This is a genomic window from Bacillus sp. EKM206B (assembly GCF_011066015.1).
GTDB lineage: Bacteria > Bacillota > Bacilli > Bacillales > Bacillaceae > Bacillus > Bacillus velezensis.
Genome location: NZ_JAAMNL010000013.1, coordinates 24,696 through 45,687, shown reverse-complemented (window position 1 = coordinate 45,687; position 20,992 = coordinate 24,696). Strand labels below are relative to the sequence as shown.

General features: G+C 40.3%; 21 protein-coding genes, 1 pseudogene and 1 riboswitch. Of the genes and pseudogenes, 18 read left to right on the top strand and 4 right to left on the bottom strand.

The window, feature by feature from the left end; all coding sequences use genetic code 11:
* Nucleotides 1-31 precede the first annotated feature (31 nt).
* The 4 genes from G9F50_RS18115 (at nucleotide 32) to G9F50_RS18100 (ending at nucleotide 3,812) form a co-directional block, all read left to right on the top strand.
* Nucleotides 32-697: a GntR family transcriptional regulator gene (locus tag G9F50_RS18115; RefSeq protein WP_060563145.1), complete on the top strand. Its 666-nt coding sequence runs from the start codon at nucleotides 32-34 to the stop codon at nucleotides 695-697.
* Nucleotides 698-836: 139 nt separating this feature from the next.
* The gene (locus tag G9F50_RS18110; protein WP_060563146.1) at nucleotides 837-1,214 is read left to right on the top strand and encodes a RidA family protein; all 378 of its coding nucleotides are present in this window, start codon (nucleotides 837-839) and stop codon (nucleotides 1,212-1,214) included.
* Nucleotides 1,215-1,291: 77 nt separating this feature from the next.
* Nucleotides 1,292-2,602 (top strand): aromatic amino acid transport family protein, encoded by a 1,311-nt coding sequence (locus G9F50_RS18105; RefSeq protein ID WP_202274281.1) that lies wholly within the window; start codon nucleotides 1,292-1,294, stop codon nucleotides 2,600-2,602.
* 49 nt (nucleotides 2,603-2,651) lie between these two features.
* Nucleotides 2,652-3,812 (top strand): M20 aminoacylase family protein, encoded by a 1,161-nt coding sequence (locus G9F50_RS18100; protein ID WP_060563147.1) that lies wholly within the window; start codon nucleotides 2,652-2,654, stop codon nucleotides 3,810-3,812.
* Between the two features lie 39 nt (nucleotides 3,813-3,851).
* Here G9F50_RS18100 and G9F50_RS18095 read toward each other — a convergent pair whose 3' ends face one another.
* Entirely contained in the window at nucleotides 3,852-4,748 is an 897-nt protein-coding gene (locus G9F50_RS18095; RefSeq protein ID WP_060563148.1) for an AraC family transcriptional regulator, read from the bottom strand.
* 126 nt (nucleotides 4,749-4,874) lie between these two features.
* On the opposite strand from G9F50_RS18095, the gene G9F50_RS18090 reads away from it, so the two are divergent.
* The 7 genes from G9F50_RS18090 to G9F50_RS18060 all read left to right on the top strand — a co-directional run bounded on the left by G9F50_RS18090 (nucleotide 4,875) and on the right by G9F50_RS18060 (nucleotide 12,643).
* Entirely contained in the window at nucleotides 4,875-6,122 is a 1,248-nt protein-coding gene (locus G9F50_RS18090; RefSeq protein ID WP_060563149.1) for a Zn-dependent hydrolase, read from the top strand.
* A 239-nt stretch (nucleotides 6,123-6,361) separates the two neighbouring features.
* Nucleotides 6,362-7,750 (top strand): aminotransferase-like domain-containing protein, encoded by a 1,389-nt coding sequence (locus G9F50_RS18085; RefSeq protein WP_060563150.1) that lies wholly within the window; start codon nucleotides 6,362-6,364, stop codon nucleotides 7,748-7,750.
* A gap of 92 nt (nucleotides 7,751-7,842) precedes the next feature.
* Complete coding sequence (locus tag G9F50_RS18080; protein ID WP_101536310.1) at nucleotides 7,843-9,141, top strand: MFS transporter; 1,299 nt, start codon at nucleotides 7,843-7,845, stop codon at nucleotides 9,139-9,141.
* A 328-nt stretch (nucleotides 9,142-9,469) separates the two neighbouring features.
* Nucleotides 9,470-9,886, top strand: a complete 417-nt coding sequence (locus tag G9F50_RS18075) for an NUDIX hydrolase (RefSeq protein ID WP_060563152.1) — start codon at nucleotides 9,470-9,472, stop codon at nucleotides 9,884-9,886.
* 246 nt (nucleotides 9,887-10,132) lie between these two features.
* Entirely contained in the window at nucleotides 10,133-10,267 is a 135-nt protein-coding gene (locus G9F50_RS18070) for a hypothetical protein (protein ID WP_231945417.1), read from the top strand.
* Nucleotides 10,268-10,575: 308 nt separating this feature from the next.
* A complete protein-coding gene (locus G9F50_RS18065) occupies nucleotides 10,576-10,896 on the top strand; it encodes a hypothetical protein (RefSeq protein ID WP_015416897.1) in 321 nt (106 codons plus the stop codon).
* A 400-nt stretch (nucleotides 10,897-11,296) separates the two neighbouring features.
* A complete protein-coding gene (locus G9F50_RS18060) occupies nucleotides 11,297-12,643 on the top strand; it encodes an FAD-binding oxidoreductase (RefSeq protein ID WP_060563153.1) in 1,347 nt (448 codons plus the stop codon).
* Nucleotides 12,644-12,716: 73 nt separating this feature from the next.
* Here G9F50_RS18060 and G9F50_RS18055 read toward each other — a convergent pair.
* Nucleotides 12,717-13,130, bottom strand: a pseudogene (locus G9F50_RS18055) (VOC family protein).
* Between the two features lie 192 nt (nucleotides 13,131-13,322).
* Between G9F50_RS18055 and G9F50_RS18050 the strand changes: the two are divergent.
* Nucleotides 13,323-14,264 carry a cation diffusion facilitator family transporter gene (locus tag G9F50_RS18050; RefSeq protein ID WP_060563154.1) on the top strand — a complete coding sequence of 314 codons (942 nt, stop codon included), beginning with the start codon at nucleotides 13,323-13,325 and terminating at the stop codon, nucleotides 14,262-14,264.
* A gap of 63 nt (nucleotides 14,265-14,327) precedes the next feature.
* Entirely contained in the window at nucleotides 14,328-15,365 is a 1,038-nt protein-coding gene (locus G9F50_RS18045; protein WP_060563155.1) for a flavin-containing monooxygenase, read from the top strand.
* 98 nt (nucleotides 15,366-15,463) lie between these two features.
* On the opposite strand, the gene G9F50_RS18040 is transcribed toward G9F50_RS18045, so the two are convergent.
* A complete protein-coding gene (locus tag G9F50_RS18040; RefSeq protein WP_032873053.1) occupies nucleotides 15,464-16,096 on the bottom strand; it encodes a hypothetical protein in 633 nt (210 codons plus the stop codon).
* A 271-nt stretch (nucleotides 16,097-16,367) separates the two neighbouring features.
* Here G9F50_RS18040 and G9F50_RS18035 point away from each other — a divergent pair, with 271 nt between their 5' ends.
* A complete protein-coding gene (locus G9F50_RS18035) occupies nucleotides 16,368-16,901 on the top strand; it encodes a cupin domain-containing protein (protein WP_060563156.1) in 534 nt (177 codons plus the stop codon).
* Nucleotides 16,902-17,173: 272 nt separating this feature from the next.
* Here G9F50_RS18035 and G9F50_RS18030 read toward each other — a convergent pair whose 3' ends face one another.
* Nucleotides 17,174-17,701, bottom strand: coding sequence for a DinB family protein (locus tag G9F50_RS18030; protein ID WP_223837449.1), 528 nt, complete (start codon nucleotides 17,699-17,701; stop codon nucleotides 17,174-17,176).
* Between the two features lie 245 nt (nucleotides 17,702-17,946).
* Between G9F50_RS18030 and G9F50_RS18025 the strand changes: the two genes are divergently transcribed.
* From G9F50_RS18025 to G9F50_RS18010, 4 genes are all read left to right on the top strand, one after another.
* Nucleotides 17,947-18,741: a dihydrodipicolinate synthase family protein gene (locus tag G9F50_RS18025; RefSeq protein WP_060563157.1), complete on the top strand. Its 795-nt coding sequence runs from the start codon at nucleotides 17,947-17,949 to the stop codon at nucleotides 18,739-18,741.
* A 143-nt stretch (nucleotides 18,742-18,884) separates the two neighbouring features.
* Entirely contained in the window at nucleotides 18,885-19,088 is a 204-nt protein-coding gene (locus G9F50_RS18020; RefSeq protein ID WP_023356738.1) for a hypothetical protein, read from the top strand.
* Between the two features lie 151 nt (nucleotides 19,089-19,239).
* Nucleotides 19,240-20,289: a Cfr family 23S rRNA (adenine(2503)-C(8))-methyltransferase gene (locus tag G9F50_RS18015; protein WP_007409549.1), complete on the top strand. Its 1,050-nt coding sequence runs from the start codon at nucleotides 19,240-19,242 to the stop codon at nucleotides 20,287-20,289.
* Nucleotides 20,290-20,398: 109 nt separating this feature from the next.
* Nucleotides 20,399-20,779 (top strand): hypothetical protein, encoded by a 381-nt coding sequence (locus tag G9F50_RS18010; RefSeq protein WP_060563158.1) that lies wholly within the window; start codon nucleotides 20,399-20,401, stop codon nucleotides 20,777-20,779.
* 87 nt (nucleotides 20,780-20,866) lie between these two features.
* Nucleotides 20,867-20,970, top strand: a riboswitch (TPP riboswitch).
* Nucleotides 20,971-20,992 lie beyond the last annotated feature (22 nt).

The window sequence follows — 20,992 nt, the reverse complement described above, 5'->3', positions numbered from 1 at the left end:
AATGATGTTTTAAAGAGGTGGAAACGTGACAATGAACCAACAGCACCAATTAAAACGAACATTTATGAAAGTTGAAGCTTATCAGTTTCTGAGAGAGTGGATTATAACAGGTAAGCTTGAGCCGGGAGAAAGACTGAGAAATCAAGATCTATCTGAGACACTCGGAATCAGCCGCACGCCGGTCCGGGAGGCGCTGCTTCAGCTTGAAAATGAAGGTCTTGTCATAACGAAAGCTAATCGGTGGACAGTGGTAGCACCTATTGACCTGGAAAATGCGAAAGAGGTTTACTCGGTCGTTTGGTCTCTCGAGTGTCTCGCTTTTGAGCAGGCACTTTCAAGATTTACGCAAGATCATATAGACGAGATGGAAAAATTAAATAAGCAAATGAATGCAATAATGGAGATGGATGATAAGGTAAAAGCGCTGGAATTGGATAATGCCTTTCATCAAAAGATCATTGAAGTCTCAAATAATACTGAACTGCAGAAATTATTGCAAGGACAAAAAACGAAAATACAGAGAATTGAAATTCGGTATTTCAGTCAAAATCATGCAATGAATGCATCCTGCAGTGAACACAATCAAATATTAGACGCAATAAAGAATAAAGATCTTAAACAAGGACTGAATGCCATAAGGAGTAATTGGGAAAACAGTCTGACTCGAATTATTTTAAACAGCCAATTAAAAGCCTGACAACTCGTCAGGCTTTTTTGTATGAATATTCTGTTTGACTAATATGAGATATGTGATATATTACTCTTAACTGAAAGCAATTCAGTTTTTTTGCGAAGAATATTTTGAATTTTACATCGATAAGGAGAAGGTGATTATTATGTTAAAAGCAGTTTTCACAGAAAAAGCACCAAAAGCGATCGGACCTTATTCTCAAGGCATTAAAGTACAAGATTTTTTATTTTTATCAGGACAGCTTCCTGTTAATCCAAACACGGATGAAGTTCCGGCTGATATTAGGGAACAAACGATTCAAGTCTTAAAAAACATTGAATCTATTCTGAAATCAGAGGATTTAAAAATCGAAAATATAGTGAAAACGACTATTTTCCTTGAAAATTTAGGTGATTTTTATGCTGTTAACGAGGAATATGGTAAATATCTTGGAGACCATCGTCCTGCGAGATCCACAATTGAAGTAAGCCGGTTGCCTAAAGATGTGAAGATTGAAATTGAAGTCATCGCGTATTCCGGATAAATATATACGAGTGAAAAGCTGCCCGGCTTCATGGTAATTCGTGATATTCCAGAGCATGACATACTTTTTTCGGGAGGATAAATATGTCTATAGAACAGGATGTGGATGTGCGGTGCCGGAGTTCTTCATCGAATAATGCCTCTTATGAAGATCCGGCTAAATGGTGCAGGCAAAATACAATTTGGGTCTTAGGCCTGTTTGGCACAGCAATAGGCGCGGGCGTGCTTTTTTTGCCAATTAATGCGGGAATAGGGGGCATTCTGCCTCTGATGATCATCACTGTTCTGGCTTTTCCGATTACGTACTTTTCTCACAGAGCTTTGGCCAGATTTGTTTTATCAGCAGGTTCTGCAACAGACGGGATTTTAGCGGTGACAGGAGAATACTTTGGAGCGAAAGCAAGAAGAGTATTCACTGTCATTTATTTTCTTGCGATTTACAGCATCCTGTTAATGTATTCAGTTGCCATTACAAATACAGCTCAAAGCTTTATTGTGAATCAAATGAACATGTCAGAGCCGCCAAGGGGTTTAACTGCCGGATTTCTAATAGCAGGATTACTGTTTATCGTGCGTTTTGGTCAGGATGCGATCATGAAGACTATGAGTTTGTTAGTTTATCCATTTATAGGTTCGTTATGTCTGATGGGGATCTATCTGATACCTAAATGGAATACAGCCATTTTGGATGTCACACACCTATCATTATCCGGATCAGGCCAAGGGATGTTCATGACGGTATGGATGACATTCCCTGTCCTGGTGCTTTCATTTAATCATTATTCAATGATTTCACCATTCGTTGTAGCTCAAAGGCAGTGTTATGGAGACAAATTTGCTGATGATAAATGTGCCCAAATACAAAAATACAGTTATATATTGATGATACTTACTGTTTTATTTTTTGTATACAGCTGTGTATTCAGTTTGTCGCCGGCAGATCTTGCTATGGCAAAGAAACAAAACATCTCAATTCTCACTTATCTCGCCAACCATTTTCATTCAGCGTTTATTGCCTGTCTTTCCCCGATTATCGCATTTGTCGCAATTACGAAATCCTTTTTAGGACATTATATAGGAGCCTATGAGGCCATGCGGGATATCATTGTTGAGGTTTTTCCATCAAGAAATAATAAGAAAAAAACAGATTTTATCATTCTGTTTTTTATGTTTGTCACTTGCTGGCTAATAGCTTATATCAACCCAAGTATTCTAGGCATCATTGAAAGCATCAGCGGACCGATAGGGGCTGTTATTCTATTGTTGCTCCCTATGTATGCCATTCGTAAGCTGCCCGTATTAAAAATATATCGAAATAAAATCAGTAATGTTTTTGTTACGATTATTGGTGTCATCACTGTTTCGGCAATTATTTTTGCTTTATTTTAATTATTTGTGTAAACGCTTTCTATTTAATGATTACATTGGAGTGGTCTTTATGAATGATATCACAATGAAAGATCAATTAATAAAATGGAGACATGACCTCCACATGATACCTGAAACAGCTTTTGAAGAACACATGACCTCAGCGTATATTGCTGAAGAATTCAAAAAAATGGGAGTAAGTGTTTGTTCGGGTCTGGGCGGCACAGGTATAGTCGCCACCTTAAAAGCGGGAGAAGGTTCAAAGGTCATAGGAATCAGAGCGGAACTGGACGCATTACACTTCACTGAAGCAGCAGATCATTCGTATGTGTCTAAAAATAAAGGAAAAATGCATGCCTGCGGTCATGACGGACATATGGCAATCCTTCTTGGGGCAGCTAAAATATTGAGTGAAAGACAACATTTTAACGGCACCGTGCGTTTTATTTTTCAACCGGCGGAAGAACCGGGCAAGGGTGCGAGGGCTATGATTGAGGATGGACTTTTTGAACAATTTCCGCTCGATGAAATTTACGGATTGCATAATATGCCTGGATTGCCGGCGGGTACTTTTGCAACCCGCCCCGGGGGAATTATGGCCGGTGAAGATAACTTTGTCATCCGGATTAAAGGAAAAGGCGCTCATGCAGCCCGCCCCCATATGAGTATTGATCCATTGGTCATAGCGTCGCAAATTATTCTCGCCTTACAGACTATTGTGTCCAGAAATTTAGATCCAAGCGTTCCTGCCGTTATATCCTGTACGGAAATCGTAACAGACGGGGTGAGGAATGCGATTCCGACTTATGTGGAAATCAAAGGTGATACGCGGAGTTATTCTCCTGACACCCGACGTTTTCTCGAAGAAAAAATGAGGACTATCAGTTCCGGGATTTGTGAGATGCATGGTGCGGAGTGTCAGTTTGAGTATACACATGAATTTGCTCCAACGACGAATTGGGAAGAATATGTCGGGTTTACTGTTGAAGCTGCTGCCAACACAGCGGGAAAAGAGAATGTCACTTCTAATATAAATCAGATGATGATTTCAGAAGATTTCTCGGCTTTTTTAGAGAAGGTTCCCGGTGTATTTGTTTTTCTTGGCAATGGTGATGAGAATGATCAAAAGGGCCATATTCCATTACACAGCCCGTCATATGATTTTAATGATGACATTCTTTTAACCGGTGCAGCGTATTTTGCGGAATTAGTTAAAATTCGCTTATCCTAAAACACATGAAACAAAGAAAAACAGCAATTACTGAATCAGTCAGTGCTGTCTTTCTTTGTTTTTTTGTTTTTTATAAGCCAGCGGCGTCATCTTCATGGCATGTCTGAACCTGCTGATGAAATAACTTGTGCTGTTAAAACCAACTTGATAAGAAATGTCTGTCACACTCGCATCTCTTTGCTGCAATAAATATAAGCTTTTTTGAATTCTGTAATCTATAACGTAGTGTAACGGAGAACATTTTAAAAAGCGCTTGAAATAGCGGCAGCACTCAGAACGGCTTAGCTGCCCGGCTTTCGCAATATCCACCAATGTGATTTTTTCAGCATAATGCTGATGGATCCAGCTCAGCATATTCTTCATCCTTTGGTTCTTCAACCATTCTGTTTCGATACATTCAAGGTGGAAGCAATTGGCGATTAAGTGTTTCCAAACAGACGTAAGTTTCATTGTGATATCTATTTCATAAAAGGGTGATTTTTGCTCGATGCATTTGTGGATCTCTAATACAGCCTTCAGAATGTTTTTTTCTAAAGGATCGTCTGCGTGGATATATAAGTAAGGGACATTCGTTGCGTGAATCAAAGGTTTTACATAGGTCGTGCAGAGTTCCTGTGATAAAACGAAATGCGGGGAGACATTTAAACAGATATAAAGACAATCTGAACCGCCATGCTCCTTTGTCATATGCAGGCAGCCGCTGTTAATAAACAGACCGTCGCCTTGACGGACAACCACCCATTCCTCATTTACTTGGAATAGCGCTTCTCCTTTTATTATAAGCACGAATTGAATTTCATCATGCCAATGAAGGGGAATATATCCGTGCAAATGGTTCTTAATGGTTTTTTCATAGCAAGCAACCGGCATAACAATTGTATGGTGTTTCGTCAAATCTTGCAGACTGTCATCCATCAGAAAGTTTTGCGTTTGCATGTTAAACACCTCAATATACTTATATTTTTAAATCCAATATTGGTATTAAGATGATGAATTCTTATATATCATAACATTATTGTTATATCAATGAAGCGATTGACTCAGTACAGGGAGGAATGCAAAATGGCATCTGAACATGTGAACCTTTACATTAATTCTGAACGTTTACTCAGCCGTCTTAAGGAGCTTGGTGAAATCGGACGTGACCGCCATGACAGACTCACAAGGTTAGCTGCTTCCGATGAAGATAAGGCGGGACGGGACTTATTGGTAACATGGATGAAAAAAGCAGGCTTAGAGGTTATGATTGATAAAATCGGAAATATTTTCGGGGTATGGTACGGTTCTGATCAGAATAATAATGCACCCATTATGATCGGCTCTCATATCGACACGGTCATCAACGCGGGTATTTACGATGGATGTTACGGGGTTATTTCGGGACTTGAAGTCATAACCACTTTAAAGGAGTCCGGCTTCAAACCGGAGCGTCCGATTGTCATTGCGGCTTTTACCAATGAGGAAGGTGTGCGATATACTCCAGATATGATGGGATCACTCGTATTCGCCGGAGGACTTTCTTTAGAAAAGGCGCTTCAGACCTGCGGTACGGATGGGACGAAACTGGGTGAAGAACTTAAGCGTATAGGATATGAGGGAACAGAAAAGCCCGGCTTTTTAACACCGCACGCCTTTATTGAGCTTCATGTTGAGCAGGGGCCGATTTTAGACAAAACAGGCATTCCGGTCGGTGCCGTTGAGAATTTGCAAGGGATTTCCTGGCAGCGTATAACGGTTCAAGGCGTTCCAAATCATGCCGGGACAACTCCGACTGATATGCGTCAGGATGCCGGGCATGCAGCCGCACAAATCATAACGTATTTGCGCAAACGTGCCAATATGTCTAACGGCCAAACTGTCGCCACGGTCGGAACAATCAGTTTTGAGCCTAATGCTATTAATGTCATTCCATCATTGGCAGCACTTACAGTTGATTTGCGAGATCCGGACGAAAAGAGACTTCAAGAAGAAGAATCAGCATTGGCCGATTACCTGAAAGATTTGGAAGAGGCTGAAAACGTATCTATCACATCTGAACAATTAGTCCGTTTCAATCCCGTTGTATTTGATAAAAACATTGTTACATTAATTGAGCGGGCTGCAAATAAACGGGGACTGGAATCAAAACGGATGACTTCCGGTGCCGGGCACGATGCACAAATGATGGCCCGCATCTGTCCGACGGCTATGATTTTCGTTCCAAGTATAGAGGGGATCAGCCATAATCCTGAAGAATACACGAAAGATCATGACTTGGCTGCAGGTGTCAATGTATTATTAGATGTCGTTCGTGATCTTTCTTCTAACTAAGGAAACGGGAACATAAAGGAATACAAATCGAGATAAAGAGTGAAGATAGAGAGTGTCGTACAGAAAAGCTCTCCTCATCATTGATATCTCTGATGAAAGTTCAATTTTTCCCGGCGTATCAATCATGCCAAAGGTTTAACCGCCCTTGGCTTTTTTTTATGTCAACTTTTGCGTCTGGTAAGTGAAAATTGTTTTATAAACGGTGTGATCATATAATTGAATGAAAAAGGATGCATATCATGCCGATCAATTCTTTTGAAAACTATCCGATGAGCTGGAAGCCGACGATTGATAAAACGGAAAAACCCATTTATAAAGCAATTGCAGAGAAATTAGAACAGGATATATTACAAGAAGTTTTATTACCCGGAACCAAACTGCCTCCTCAGAGAGAACTGGCTGATTTTTTAGATTTAAATGTAAGCACCATTTCAAAGGCTTTTAAAGTCTGCGAGTTAAAGGGTCTGCTGAGTGCCTCTGTCGGGAGCGGGACTTTTGTTGCTTATGATGCATTATCGAATGCGTATCTTCTGGAGGATACAAAGCCGAAGCATCTGATTGAAATGGGGGCGACGCTTCCGGATCAGGCTTCTTATGAGCCGCTGCTGCTCCAGCTGAAAAGTATGCTGCAAGAGGAAGATTATGAAAAGTGGTTTGGCTATGGCCGGACGGGTGAAAGTCTTTGGCTGAAAGATGCGGCTGTCAAGCTGATTCGAAGAGGCGGATTTGAAACATCCGTTGATCACATTTTATTTGCAAACGGCGGACAAAATGCGATTGCCGCCGCATTGGCAAGTCTTTGTAAACCGGGAGACCGCATTGGAGTTGATCACCATACATACCCAGGCTTGAAAACGGCCGCTTCAATGCTGAGTGTGCAGATTGTGCCGATCAAATCAGAGAACAATGAAATGAGCCCTGCCTCATTTGAATATGCGTGTAAAAATGAAAATATTAAAGGCATCTACCTCATCCCGGATTATCATAATCCGACAGCGTCCTTTATGTCTGTTGAGAATCGAAAAATGATCGCGGAAATTGCAAAAAAATATAACCAATTCATTATTGAAGATGCCTCGTACCATCTTCTTGGCAAGAATCCGCTTCCGGCCATCGCATCATTTGCACCGGAACAGGTCATTCACATTGCCGGACTATCAAAATCACTGGCACCAGGGTTAAGGATGGCGTATGTCGCCGTCCCGAGTCAATATAAGGAGCCGATTTCAAAGGCGCTTTACAATTTAAATATAACCGTTTCCCCGTTGTTAGCAGAACTCACTGCACGCACGATCGTATCGAATCAATTTGAAATCTTAATTGACAGTCATCGTGAACAGACTATTCGAAGAAACAAAATGGTCGATCAATATTTAACCGGCTATACGTGTGCAGGTGCTGAGACGGGAATCTTTCGATGGTTGCTGTTACCCGGAAATATGACAGGTGCTGCATTTGAAAAATCAGCCGCACAGCATGGAGTGCAAGTGTACGCGGCTGAACGTTTTGTCGTCGGGAACAGTTGTCCGGAAAGGGCTGTAAGGGTGTCTGTCTGTGCACCGAAAACGCTTGGGGAGCTTGAGCAGGGACTGCTGATTCTTAAACGCCTGCTGGATGAGCATATCTAATATTGTCCGCCATACAATTATAATATTGTATGGTTTTTTTGTGCGTGTTATGATAATCCAAATCTGTTGGAGATTATAGAAAGGCAGGTCGGATTATGCTTCACAAAGACAGTGCAAAAGGGTCGGGTACTCAATCGGCATCATTTCAGCAATTCATAGGTTCTCCTGATAAACAAAAAAGATTATATAAGCGGACTTTATTTGTCGTCAGTCTTTCACAAATTTTCGGCGGCGCAGGGTTGGCGGCAGGAGTGACTGTCGGTGCGCTTATTGCACAGCAAATGCTTGGTACAGATGCGTTTGCCGGTGTGCCTTCTGCTTTATTTACATTAGGATCAGCGGGCGCCGCATTATTTGTGGGGAGGCTTTCTCAGCGTTACGGCCGCCGGACAGGTCTTTCAGCCGGATTTATGATTGGCGGACTGGGAGCGGCAGGAGTCATCATGGCAGCTATTTTAAATAGTGTGTTTCTGCTGTTTGCTTCTTTGATTATTTATGGTGCGGGAACAGCGACAAATCTGCAGGCCCGTTATGCGGGTACGGACTTGGCAAATCATAAACAGCGGGCGACTGCTGTCAGTATGACTATGGTTTTTACCACATTCGGTGCCGTTGCAGGCCCGAATTTAGTGAATGTAATGGGGAACTTCGCTCGCTCCATTGGTGTTCCGTCACTGGCGGGCCCATTCATTTTAGCGGCGGCAGCATATATATTGGCGGGTGTTACTCTTTTCATCATGTTACGTCCTGACCCATTAGTCATAGCAAGAACAATAGAAATGGCCGGCCAAAAACCTGATGATAGAGGACAAGTGACCGCCGACGAACACACAGAGAACAAAAAAGGTATTATTGCGGGCGCGGTTGTTATGATTCTTACTCAAATTGTAATGACTGCTATTATGACAATGACACCGGTCCATATGAGACATCACGGCCATGGTTTAGGAGCGGTAGGTCTTGTTATCGGTTTTCATATAGGCGCCATGTATCTCCCTTCTTTGGTGACAGGTGTGCTTGTGGATAAATTAGGCCGTACTGTAATGGCTGTATCTTCTGGAATAACGCTGCTTTTGGCAGGGCTCATATCAGCATTTGCACCGGGAGATTCTATGATTCTTATGGTCATTGCTCTGTCATTGCTCGGGTTAGGATGGAATTTTGGTTTAATAAGCGGAACGGCACTTATTGTTGATTCAGCTGAAACGTCAACACGGGCTAAAACCCAAGGTACTGTGGATGTTTTGATTGCGTTGTCCGGAGCTGCCGGCGGAGCCTTGTCCGGAATGGTCGTAGCAGGTGCCGGTTACCTGACATTATCACTTGGCGGAGGGATATTATCGTTATTATTAATTCCGATGGTGATATGGTCGCTTGGAAGTAAGGAATAGTATTTTATGTTTAAAAGCAGTGCGAGGCTCCCGTGGTTGAAAAACCCATGAAGCATAAGTCCTCCCGGCTGCATCTCAATGATACCAAGGGTTTAACGGCCTTTGGTATTTTTTGTGTTCTCTTTTATTTTTAAAGTTGTCTCTATTTGCTCTGTTCAATAGACTGTCGTTTTTAAAAAAGGTTCTAAAACGATACAATGATGTGTTTGAACGGTTGTAAGTTTGATGTATTACAAAAAATAGCTGTTATATCTCTTTATATTCTTTATAGTAAATATATAGAAAATAAATAAGCGGTTAAAAAATATTTTTAGTAAAGGAGAGTCATATGGAAGAAGTTAAAGTTGTATACGCAGTGATTAAAAATGAGTTCAATCAGATAGTAATGGTAGATAATCATGAGGGGCATTGGTCACTTCCAGGCGGAAGAGTTAAGCTTAATGAAAATCTAATAGAAGCAGCTGTACGTGAGGTATATGAAGAAACAGGGCTGGAAGTTGAAATTGGGAATATACTGGCTGTTAATGAAGCGAAATTTATAAAGAGAAATCATCACGCCATATTTTTTACATTTGAAGCAAAAGTTACGGGAGGGAAAGAAGGAATTAAAAATCCTCAAGAAATATTGAAAATAGAATGGGTTGATATTGAACAGGCAAGTCAGCGATTGCCTTATTACACCGAAGGGATTAAAAAGCTTATGAAAGGAATTGCGCTGTATAACAATCGGGGAACAATACACTGATAATTCCGTACTTTGATTAATGGTTGTGGAGGGTGAAGCGGTAAGGTACTCGTTCTTCAAGGAAAAAACGAAATAGTAATAATGATTTTTACTTGAACGACACTTAAGAAAAGATTAAGGTTAATTGTTGAAAAATTTTGTTAATATTATAATACATTGTTTGGAAATGTAATCATTTTATAAGGAGTTTTCTAATTGCGTTGGAGTAAATGGTTCAATATTTTTTGCATAGCAGCATTGTGATCGATATATGGCTATAAATTGTTTACTAACCAAGAAGTCAGTACGACTCGTGTAATCATAGCTGCTGCAATTATCTTGTGGAACGTTGTCGGACTTTTTAGCAAAGAACCAGTAAAACAAACACAGCAAGCAAACTAAAAGCCAAAAAACACTTTCCAATCGTTCAACAAAAAGTTGGTACAGAAGGATGCTGCAGCGCGCAGCATCCTTTTTATCATTTTCACAAAAAACCAAGAGTTTAACCCCTTGGTTTTTTCGTAGTCTCCCTTTTTACGCTGCTTATTATAATCGTCAATCATTCAAGTTTCATCAAGCATCCAGAATCTGTTGTATCGATAAATGAAAATTGCCCTAAAATGTGCCGGTTCATCAAAATACCAGTCCAAGCTGCAGTTATTTCTTTACATAGTATGTAAAGATTAAAAGATGAGAGAAGGAGTGGCGTAATGTATTATAACGAAGGTGAAGATCAACAGTACGTTCAGAAGAAAAAGCCATACAACGAAGCCTGTGACCTTGGCCATGATTTTGATATGGCGGAAGACGAAGCAAGAGCAGAAGCAGCAAGAGAAGCAGAAGCGAGAGCCAGAGCGGAAGAGGCGATAGCAAGAGCGGAAGAAGCAAGAGCCAGAGCAGCAGAAGCAGCAAGAGCAACGGCAGAAGCAAAGGTAAAAGCGGCAAAATTAGCAGCAAAAGCGAAATGTAAAAAACGTCATAAGAAAGAGAAAAAACAGGATTGCAAACGTAAGCACAAGAAGAAAAAATAAGAGCTTTTCATCATGTAAAAGATAAGATTCAATGTGTATTGATTTTATCCGTACAGGGGTACAAAAACGATAAAGAATAAGATTCTTGTCGGGGGATCAAGCAGAAAGATTGCTCAGCCGGTGTCTCAGCAGAACCACGCATGGCAGGGCAAACATAATTTTCTATGGACTTCCATAGTTTGGTCGGGATATCACGCCAATAAATGTAAGTGCCTATCATGATAAAAAAGGCAGGAGAGACAAGAGTTTCGGCAGCTTGCCGCTCTTGTCTTTTTTTTGTTTTTATATCATCTTCGCGTATATGTATCTATTTTTAAGTTTGCAGAACATCTGTCTAAGAATTTGTCCCATTCCTACATATACTGGTATCGGAATCAAATGCTTATTGGGAGTGAAATAGATGGGATCAGCACAGTTAACAGGACGCGTCATCTTCAAAGGGGACCCCGGCTATACACAGGCGGTTAAGAATTGGAACCCTTATGTTGATGTCTGTCCGCTTGTCTTTGTTTTTGCACAAAATTCATACGATGTAAGTAATGCTATTAAATGGGCTCGTGAGAAGAATGTGCCTATGCGTGTCAGAAGCGGCCGCCATGCTCTGGATAAAAATCTTTCCACGGTAAGTGATGGGATTGTTATTGATGTGAGTGACATGAATAAAGTTTTCTTAGATGAAAAAAACGCGGTAGCAACCGTTCAAACCGGCATTCACGTCGGCCCGCTTGTAAAAGGTTTAGCTCGGGAAGGTTTTATGGCCCCATTCGGAGACAGTCCAACCGTCGGAATCGGAGGAATCACGATGGGAGGCGGATTTGGAGTGCTTTCCCGATCGATCGGCCTGATAAGCGATAACCTTCTCGCACTGAAAATGGTAGATGCCAAAGGCAGGATTATTCAAGCAAATCAATCCCGCAATGAAGATTTACTGTGGGCTTCCAGAGGCGGCGGGGGAGGCAATTTCGGATATAACACCCAATATACATTCAAAGTTCACCGTGCCCCTAAAACCGCAACCGTCTTTAATATTATTTGGCCGTGGGAACAGTTAGAAACGGTATTTAAAGCGTGGCAAAAATGGGCGCCGTTTACAGACGAACGATTAGGATGCTACCTTGAGATTTACAGCAAAGTAAATGGCTTGTGCCATGCGGAAGGATTGTTCCTCGGTTCAAAACCAGAGCTGATTCAATTATTAAAACCTTTATTAAATGCCGGAACGCCGGCACAAACAGTAATCAAAACATTATACTACCCGGATTGTATAGATTTCTTAGATCCTGACGAACCGATTCCCGGCAGATCTGATCAGAGTGTTAAATTCTCCTCGGCGTGGGCGCTCAATCTTTGGCCGGAAGAACCTATTGCAGTAATGAGACAATTTTTAGAAAAAGCGACTGGGACAGAAACCAATTTCTTTTTTATCAATTGGGGCGGCGCGATAAGCAGAGTTCCAAGCAGTGAAACAGCCTTCTATTGGCGCCGTCCGTTGTTTTATACGGAATGGACGGCTAGTTGGAAAAATAAATCACAAGAAGCTTCGAATCTTGCATCAGTTGAAAGAGTGCGTCAGCTGATGAAACCATATGTAACAGGTTCATATGTGAATGTTCCGGATCAAAATATCGAGAACTTCGGAAAAGCATATTATGGCTCAAACTTTGCAAGGCTTCAAAGAATAAAGGCGAAATACGATCCCGAAAATGTATTCCGTTTTCCGCAAAGCATCCCGCCATCGTATAAATAGTTTGATCGTTTTGGGAAACAAATAAAAAACACACCAGAACTTTCAGGTGTGTTTTTATTGTTACTAAATTTGGTTATTCAATTGCATCCCAGTGCGGATTCCAAACGATTTCCCATAAGTGTCCATCGGGGTCTTGGAAGTGACCGGCGTATCCGCCCCAAAAAGTATCATGAGCGGGATCAGTTATCGTTGCTCCTGCCTGTTTTGCCTGTTCTATGACTTTATCGGCTTCAGCTTTACTGCCAACATTATGTCCTCATGTAAATTCTGCAGGGCTTGGCGCAGTTAACGTAATGTTTGATTCATGTGCGATGTCTTTGCGGTCCCAAAGGGCAAGTTTCAGTCCCGTTTGCAAGTAAGCAACTGTGCCATGTCCAAATCTGTACCGGCTGTTCCTTCTGTAGGCAGACCCAAGCCACCCGATAGAAGTGCAGGATTTTTCTAAATTGTCTGCGCCTAAAGTAATTACTGTAATCCGCGGCTTCATAGCAATCATTGATTAAGAGCAATATAAAGTTTTGGACATTTTCATTGAAAAGATTTTGACATTTCAGTAAAGAACCTATATATTCGTATATGAGCACATAATCATATAAGGTTATTTTTGTGTCCATGTTAGAATGCTTCATAACAGAAAAGAAATAATAAATGCAGTGTATGAGATAAGGAGGAGATTTTTATGGGTCACAATCACAATCACGCTGGCGGATCCAATAAGAAGGTTTTATTGATCTCTTTTATCATAATTACAGGTTATATGATAATAGAAGCGATAGGCGGATTTTTAACCAATAGTTTAGCGCTTTTGTCAGATGCAGGCCATATGCTGAGTGACTCGATCTCATTAATGGTTGCTCTGATTGCTTTTAAATTGGCCGAAAAAAAGGCAAGTCATCATAAAACATTCGGCTACAAACGATTTGAGATTCTCGCAGCTGTGATAAACGGTGTTGCATTAATATTGATTTCCCTTTACATCATTTATGAAGCAATCAAACGTTTCTCTCATCCGCCGGAGGTAGCAACAACCGGCATGCTGACGATTAGTATCATCGGGTTAGCTGTAAATATATTGGTCGCTTGGATTATGCTGAACGGCGGAGATACAAAGAATAACCTGAACATAAGAGGGGCTTACTTACATGTGATAAGTGACATGCTCGGATCTGTAGGTGCCATACTGGCTGCGATCCTTATCATCTTCTTCGGGTGGAGCTGGGCAGATCCAGTGGCCAGTGTCATTGTGGCTATTCTTGTTCTGAGAAGCGGTTACCATGTGACGAAAGACTCCATTCACGTATTAATGGAAGGAACTCCGGAAAATATCGATGTCACTGACATCATTCATACAATTGAAGAGACAGAAGGAATTCAAAGCATTCATGATTTGCACATATGGTCTATCACAAGCGGATTGAATGCTCTTTCCTGCCACGCTGTTGTTAACGATGAACTGACCATTTCTGAAAGTGAAAGTATTTTACGCAAAATTGAACATGAACTTGGAGATAAAGGCATTACACATGTAACCATTCAAATGGAAACAGCAGCGCATAATCACGACAATACGATTCTTTGTCAGGCCCAAACTGAGAATCCGCGTGACCATCATCATCATTAAAGGAGGAAATAGGGACTCACTTTGTCTGCTGACAATTAAGATAAAACCTGAGGGGGGATTCATATGTACGACACGATAGTAATCGGAGCCGGTCAGGCAGGAATCTCAGTAGGATATTATCTAAAGAAGTCGAAACAAAAGTTTATCATTTTGGATAAAAGTCATGAAGTGGGAGAAAGCTGGAACAACCGGTATGACTCATTGGTTTTATTTACTTCTCGAATGTACAGCTCTTTGCCTGGAATGCAGCTTGAAGGAGACAAGCATGGACTCCCTTCAAAAAATGAAATTGCTGCTTATCTGAAAAAATATGTTGAAAGATTTGAAATCCCGATCCAATTACGGACAGAAGTAATAAGTGTCCAAAAATTAAAGAACTATTTCTTAATAAAAACAAATCGGGAAGAATATCAAACGAAGAATCTTGTGATGGCCGCAGGTCCTTTTCATACCCCTAACATTCCATCAATATCAAGGGATGTAGCCGATCATATTCATCAATTACATTCTTCACAATATAAACATTCAAAACAACTGGCGCCTGGGAATGTACTGGTAGTCGGCGGCGGGAATAGCGGGGCTCAGATAGCTGTTGAATTATCCAAAGAAAGAGTTACATATTTGGCTTGCAGTAATAGACCGGTTTATTTCCCTTTATGGATTGGAAAAAGAAGCATCTTTTGGTGGTTTGATAAATTAGGAGTTTTACATGCAAGTCATACATCAATAGTAGGCAAGTTCATTCAGAAGAAAGGCGACCCCATATTTGGGTATGAATTAAAACATGCAATAAGACAGAAGAAGATCATCTTAAAAGAAAGAGTCATAGCCGGAAAGCAAAATGAAATCATTTTTAAAGATTCATCTTCATTAGAAGTAAACAATATCATTTGGGCAACTGGTTTTAAGAATCCGCTTTGTTGGATGAAAATAGAAGGTGTTTTGGATAAGGAAGGCCGAATTATACATCACCGGGGTGTTTCAGCTGCGGAAGGATTGTACTTTATTGGTTTGCCTTGGCAGCATAGGCGAGGTTCAGCGCTGCTTCAAGGTGTAGGAAATGATGCTGAATACATTGTAAAACAAATGAACGGCGGATAGACAGAGGAGAGCAGTAACTTACGTGTTTACTGCTCTTTTTTGTGTTGAATAAGTCCGGTTATGTGAATGTGTAAAGCCGAAAAAATCTTTTGGCTTAATTAATAAGAAGATCCCTGACTCATTGATTGTGCAACATTCTGACGTACTTCCCGAGCTAACTGCGCGGCACGTAAGGAAGCCTGCCAAATAGCCGGACTCACTGCAGATTGACTGATGGATAATGCCTGTTGTGTGGCTGGAACCATTGGTCTTAGGAGATTTTCCGCCTCGTCTACAGATGACGCGTATTGGTGACCGGCTGCTCTTCGCAGGTCTGCTATCGCTGCGGGGAAGTTTGACCATAGACGAAGTATTGAATTCATGCAGCCTACCATAAGAGGAAAATGAGGAGCCCGGCCTTGTCCGGAGGCGAGAAGCTCTGCTGCGCCTAAAGCGGAATAAACGTGATAGCTCAACGGAGTAAGATATTTCGCGTGTACAATATGAAGTTCTCGTAATCCCCAAGTGTCTGGAAGAAATCTGAATTCTGAACTCATACCGCATCCCAGAGCGAGTGCTCTGCTGACAGCCTGCAAGTGTTTCACTACCGCAGCCATTGATTGTTGAAAGGAGGATGAGTGTATTGGAATTTGTTGAATCGCAGATAAATGGCTTCGCATTTTATGATTTGCCTGACTTAAATCAGGCTGCTGTCTGTAATCATATACATAATACGGATAATAATAATACATATCTAAACTCCCTTTATGAATGACTTTTAGGAGCAGGATATGCACCCAGATTGTTTTTGATAAGGGCATGTGCCTAAATTATCCATCAGTGCAACGATTTTAGTCCGCGCATATTCAGTTGGTATTTTTTATGCAAACGGATTTTGTGGCCAAAACGTTTCCGCTAACTTAAGTCTTTTAGGCTGAACAAGGGAATTTCTTAGTACGGCACACTCTCATTACAAAAAGCATAGGGTAATATCACAAAAATTTAAAATTGCGGGGATGACAAATGTATTATATACCTTTTTCGCATCAATGTTATTATTGTGTGAATGTACCGATGTATAGTGATGGAAGATCTGTTTATTGGACTTTTCCAAATAACTATGATCCTTCATACGAAGATAGAAACCTTCTCTTGAAAGACTATGGACCAAAACCATTCGTTGTGAATATCAATAAAGCCGCAAAACAAAACAATACATTCCGTACGGCTCTATGGACGGGAAAACATTTTCAAATTACTTTAATGAGTATCGGCATTGGAGAAGATATCGGTTTGGAAATCCACCCCCACGTAGATCAATTCTTACGGATTGAGCAAGGCCGGGGGATCGTTAAAATGGGTAAGAGTAAAGATAATTTAAGTTTCCGAAGAAATGTCTATGATGATTATGCCATTGTTGTCCCTGCCGGCACTTGGCACAATGTTGTGAATACGGGTAATACGCCGTTAAAACTGTATTCAATTTATGCTCCTCCCAACCATCCGTTTGGTACAGTTCATGTGACAAAGGCCGATGCAGCGGCTGCGGAAGATTAGTATAGGATTCCAGAGGACTTTACTGCTGCAAAGACTATAAAAAAAATCGTATTTGGACAGCATGATGAAATAAAGCGATTGAATGGCTGAAACACAAAATATTAACGTTTCAGCTTGTCATAGTGCAGTTGATGCGATGCTTTATTCCACAACTTTTCAACAGCAAATGTGGTTTTTTGTCTGTACATTTTAATTGATTGGCAGTCAATGAAAATAGACAATCCGCAGGGAATTTGTAATAAATTTATCCTTGCTCCTCCTAATAAGCGGCTTTAACTGCCAAGTTTCTGTTTCTCTTCAAACCATTTGCGAAGCTGATGAATATGAGCTTGATGATATCTATTATGGTCTGCCATATGCCATATTCCCCATTGAATGGTTGCTTGTTTTTCTGCTTCATAATCTACTGTATGATTCAGCTGATCGTCAGTTAACTGATAACAAACAGACTTAAACATGCTGAATACTTCTTCATAATCAGTGAGAATTTGTTCTAATGAAACACCGGAAATGAAAGGGAGCTTATTGTTCTGATCTAACATTGGTCCATACTTCTCTTCAAGCTGCTTTGGTATCGGTTCACCCTTTATTCTGAATATCCAGTTGAGATCAACATATGCTAAGTGTCTTATTAGCTGAGCTGTACTATTGTATGTTTGATTTGGTCCTTTATAATCAATCTCCTGCTGTGACATGTCTGACACAATTGATATTAAGCGGCTGTAATTTTCATTAACGGCAGAATACAGCATTCCCACAAGATGATCCATGTGCGGTTCACCTTTTAAATCTAAAATCATTAACCCCACCTCATTAGCACAATTTTTATATTCAGTTTGCCTTATTACTCATATTTGTCAAGTAATCCAGAGAATGGGCCGCTGTAAGACGAAGCTATGAAGCAGGCTCTCTTTGCCTGCTTTTTTGTGTGTCGGCCTTTACATCTGACATGCTCAGTTATCTGAAACTGTACCTTTTTAAATGTCAGACAGTGTTATATGATACTCTGCAGATATTCAAGAATATGTACTTGGAGGACATTCTCATGCGAAATTTTAATGTTGCTATCCCTACGCCTTTTCATGAAGATGAAAGTTTATATTTAGAAGGATTTGATGCTATTGTCGAACATTTGAAAAACAGCGGTATCCATTCGCTACTCATATGCGGCACGACTGGTGAACAGCATTCACTCAGCATAGATGAGCGTCTTCAGATTATTGAGTATGTTCATCAGCGAAAATTTGAAGATGTTGAACTGATGTTCGGTGTTTCAGCCGTAAGAACCAGTGATGCCGTCAAACTGATGAAACACATCGAGAAAACCAATATTGATTCTGTACTGATTGGTTTTCCTCCTTATATAAGACCGACACAGCAGCAAGCCGTTTATTACGTTGACGAACTTCTCAGTCATACCTCTAAAGAGGCTGTGCTTTATAATAACCCCGGCCGGACCGGTTTTAATCTGAGTGAGAAAGCGCTTAAAGACTTAATAAGCCGGCATCCCGGGATAAGGGGGCTGAAAGAAGGAGGAGACGTTCTGCGTCATAAACAAACAGAGTTCCCTGATCACTTTATTTTGTTTGCGGCAGGAGACGTTGAATTTCCGAAGATGATGAGTAACGGGTGTAACGGCCTGTCAAGCATGGCCGGAAATGTCTATCCTGAAGAAATCAGAGAAAGCTTCAGCAGCTTATCAGAAAATAAACCGATTAATCTGGATCGAATAAACGACCTGATTGCTGAAGTGACAAATCATCATACTGTCATGAATATAAAAAATCACTATAAGAAGATTGGGATTCAAGCAGGCAGCTGCCGGTCACCCATTATATAAGAAATGTTCCGTCGCGGATAAGTGAAAAATGTGATCAGCGCGCTTTCTGTACTTGGATTAGGCTTAATAAGCAAGTTATATAATACTGTCATTAGCGGGGGCGTAAGCATTTGTTTAGCTTTACATAAGGGAAACCTTATGATATGGTGATTATTGCTAATATTGACAAGAAAGAGGTGAAAGCGATGATAACGATTTATGGAATTTTATATGGTAAAAACGCAAAAATTGGAAACATCTTGGCGGACAAAGGGAGCAGTCTGTCCTTTTTTAAGCCAAATCGCCATACAAAAACAGTTATCGGTGCTTTTTCTCTATGTCAAATAAACGATAATCCAATGACATAATGTCCTTGTTTATTTGTGCATGATGTTATTTAAGCGTAACACCGATAATTGTGTCGGTGTTTTTTTGTGCCTGATTTTAAAAAAAGGTTAGATTGATAACTCCCTTCTATTTACTCAAACAAACAAGAGTATTATGGAAGGATGAGAAAACATGCAACAAAAAAACAAGTATATAAGAATTCAAGAGTTCCTGAAGCAAAATAAATTTCCTGATTTTAGAATGAATCAAATCAAAAATGCTGTATTCCAAGGGAGAATAAATCATTTCAATGAAATAACGGTTCTTCCTAAATCCCTGAGAAAATTGTTAATAGAGGAGTTCGGAGAGTCAATTTTAAATATTGCTCCTTTAAAAGTGCAGCATTCTGAGCAAGTTACAAAAGTCTTATTTGAAATTTCAGGAGACGAAAAAATAGAAACGGTTAATATGAAATATAAAGCCGGTTGGGAGTCATTTTGTATATCCTCGCAGTGCGGCTGTCATTTTGGCTGTAAATTTTGTGCAACAGGAGATATTGGTTTAAAACGCAATTTAACGTCAGATGAAATGACTGACCAAATTTTGTACTTTCACTTAAAAGGACATTCAATTGACAGTATTTCTTTTATGGGAATGGGAGAAGCATTAGCGAATGTACAAGTTTTTGATGCTTTACATGTGCTTACAAATCCGAAGTTGTTTGCTTTAAGCCCTCGCAGGTTATCTATTTCGACCATAGGTATTATTCCGGGCATTAAAAAAATCACTCAGGATTATCCGCAGGTCAACCTGACGTTTTCATTACATTCTCCTTTTAATGAACAGCGAAGCAAGTTAATGCCGATTAATGAACGCTACCCGTTATTGGAGGTAATGGACACATTAGATGAGCATATACGTGTGACCTCAAGAAAAGTTTATATTGCTTATATTATGCTGCCGGGAGTCAATGATTCTATTGATCATGCGAATGAAGTAGTAAATCTTTTAAGAAGCAGATATAAGAGAGGGAACTTGTTCCATGTAAACATCATTAGATATAACCCGACTGTTAGTTCACCTATGAGATTTGAAGAAGTAAATGAGAAACAAGTTGTAAATTTCTATAAAAAATTAAAGTCAGCAGGAATTAACGTGACCGTCAGAAGTCAATTTGGCATTGATATAGATGCTGCTTGCGGACAATTATATGGAAATTATCAAAAAAATAAGAACCAATAAATCAGGTGCAGAACTCAGTTTGACTTCATATTATTTCATTTGTTAACATAAAATGGTTATCGTGATTGAAAAAAAGATACCCGTTTTTATAAAAAAAGGAGTCATAACGTTGCTGAAAAGGTTTTTTCTTGTTTTTCTTACGCTGATAATGTCTATATTTGCTGTATTCGCGGCTGCTGAAGAGTCTCCCGGTGATCATGTCATTTCTTTTGACGAGCCTAAGATTTTATTGATCTCACTCGGAATCATCTTATGTTTGTTCATTCCCCCATTCGTCATGTCCTTTTTTGGCAGTTTGGTTGTGAGAATCATATCCGGAGTCTATCAATGTTTTATCGTCCTCACGTTTGCGGGGCTCATTCCGATTGGATTTCTGATTCCCAATGGCTTTTTGACAATTCTTGCTGCCGTACTGGGGACTTTGGTCAGTTCAGCCAGTGTTGCCGTGACCTTATTCGTTGGCAGGAAAAAAGAGGCCGGAAGGTTTTAAAACTAGTGGGTAAGCTGCAATATTGAAGGGAAAGTCATTGTTTGACTATTTATATGGAATAGCATAGAATTAAAGTAAATATTTATAAAAAGTCACTAGGGGAGCTTTAATAGCTGAGAAGAGACAATACGTCCTGACCCTTTGAACCTGATTTGGTTAATACCAGCGTAGGGAAGTGAAAAATTAGAGAGATTCTTTATCTTATCTATATTT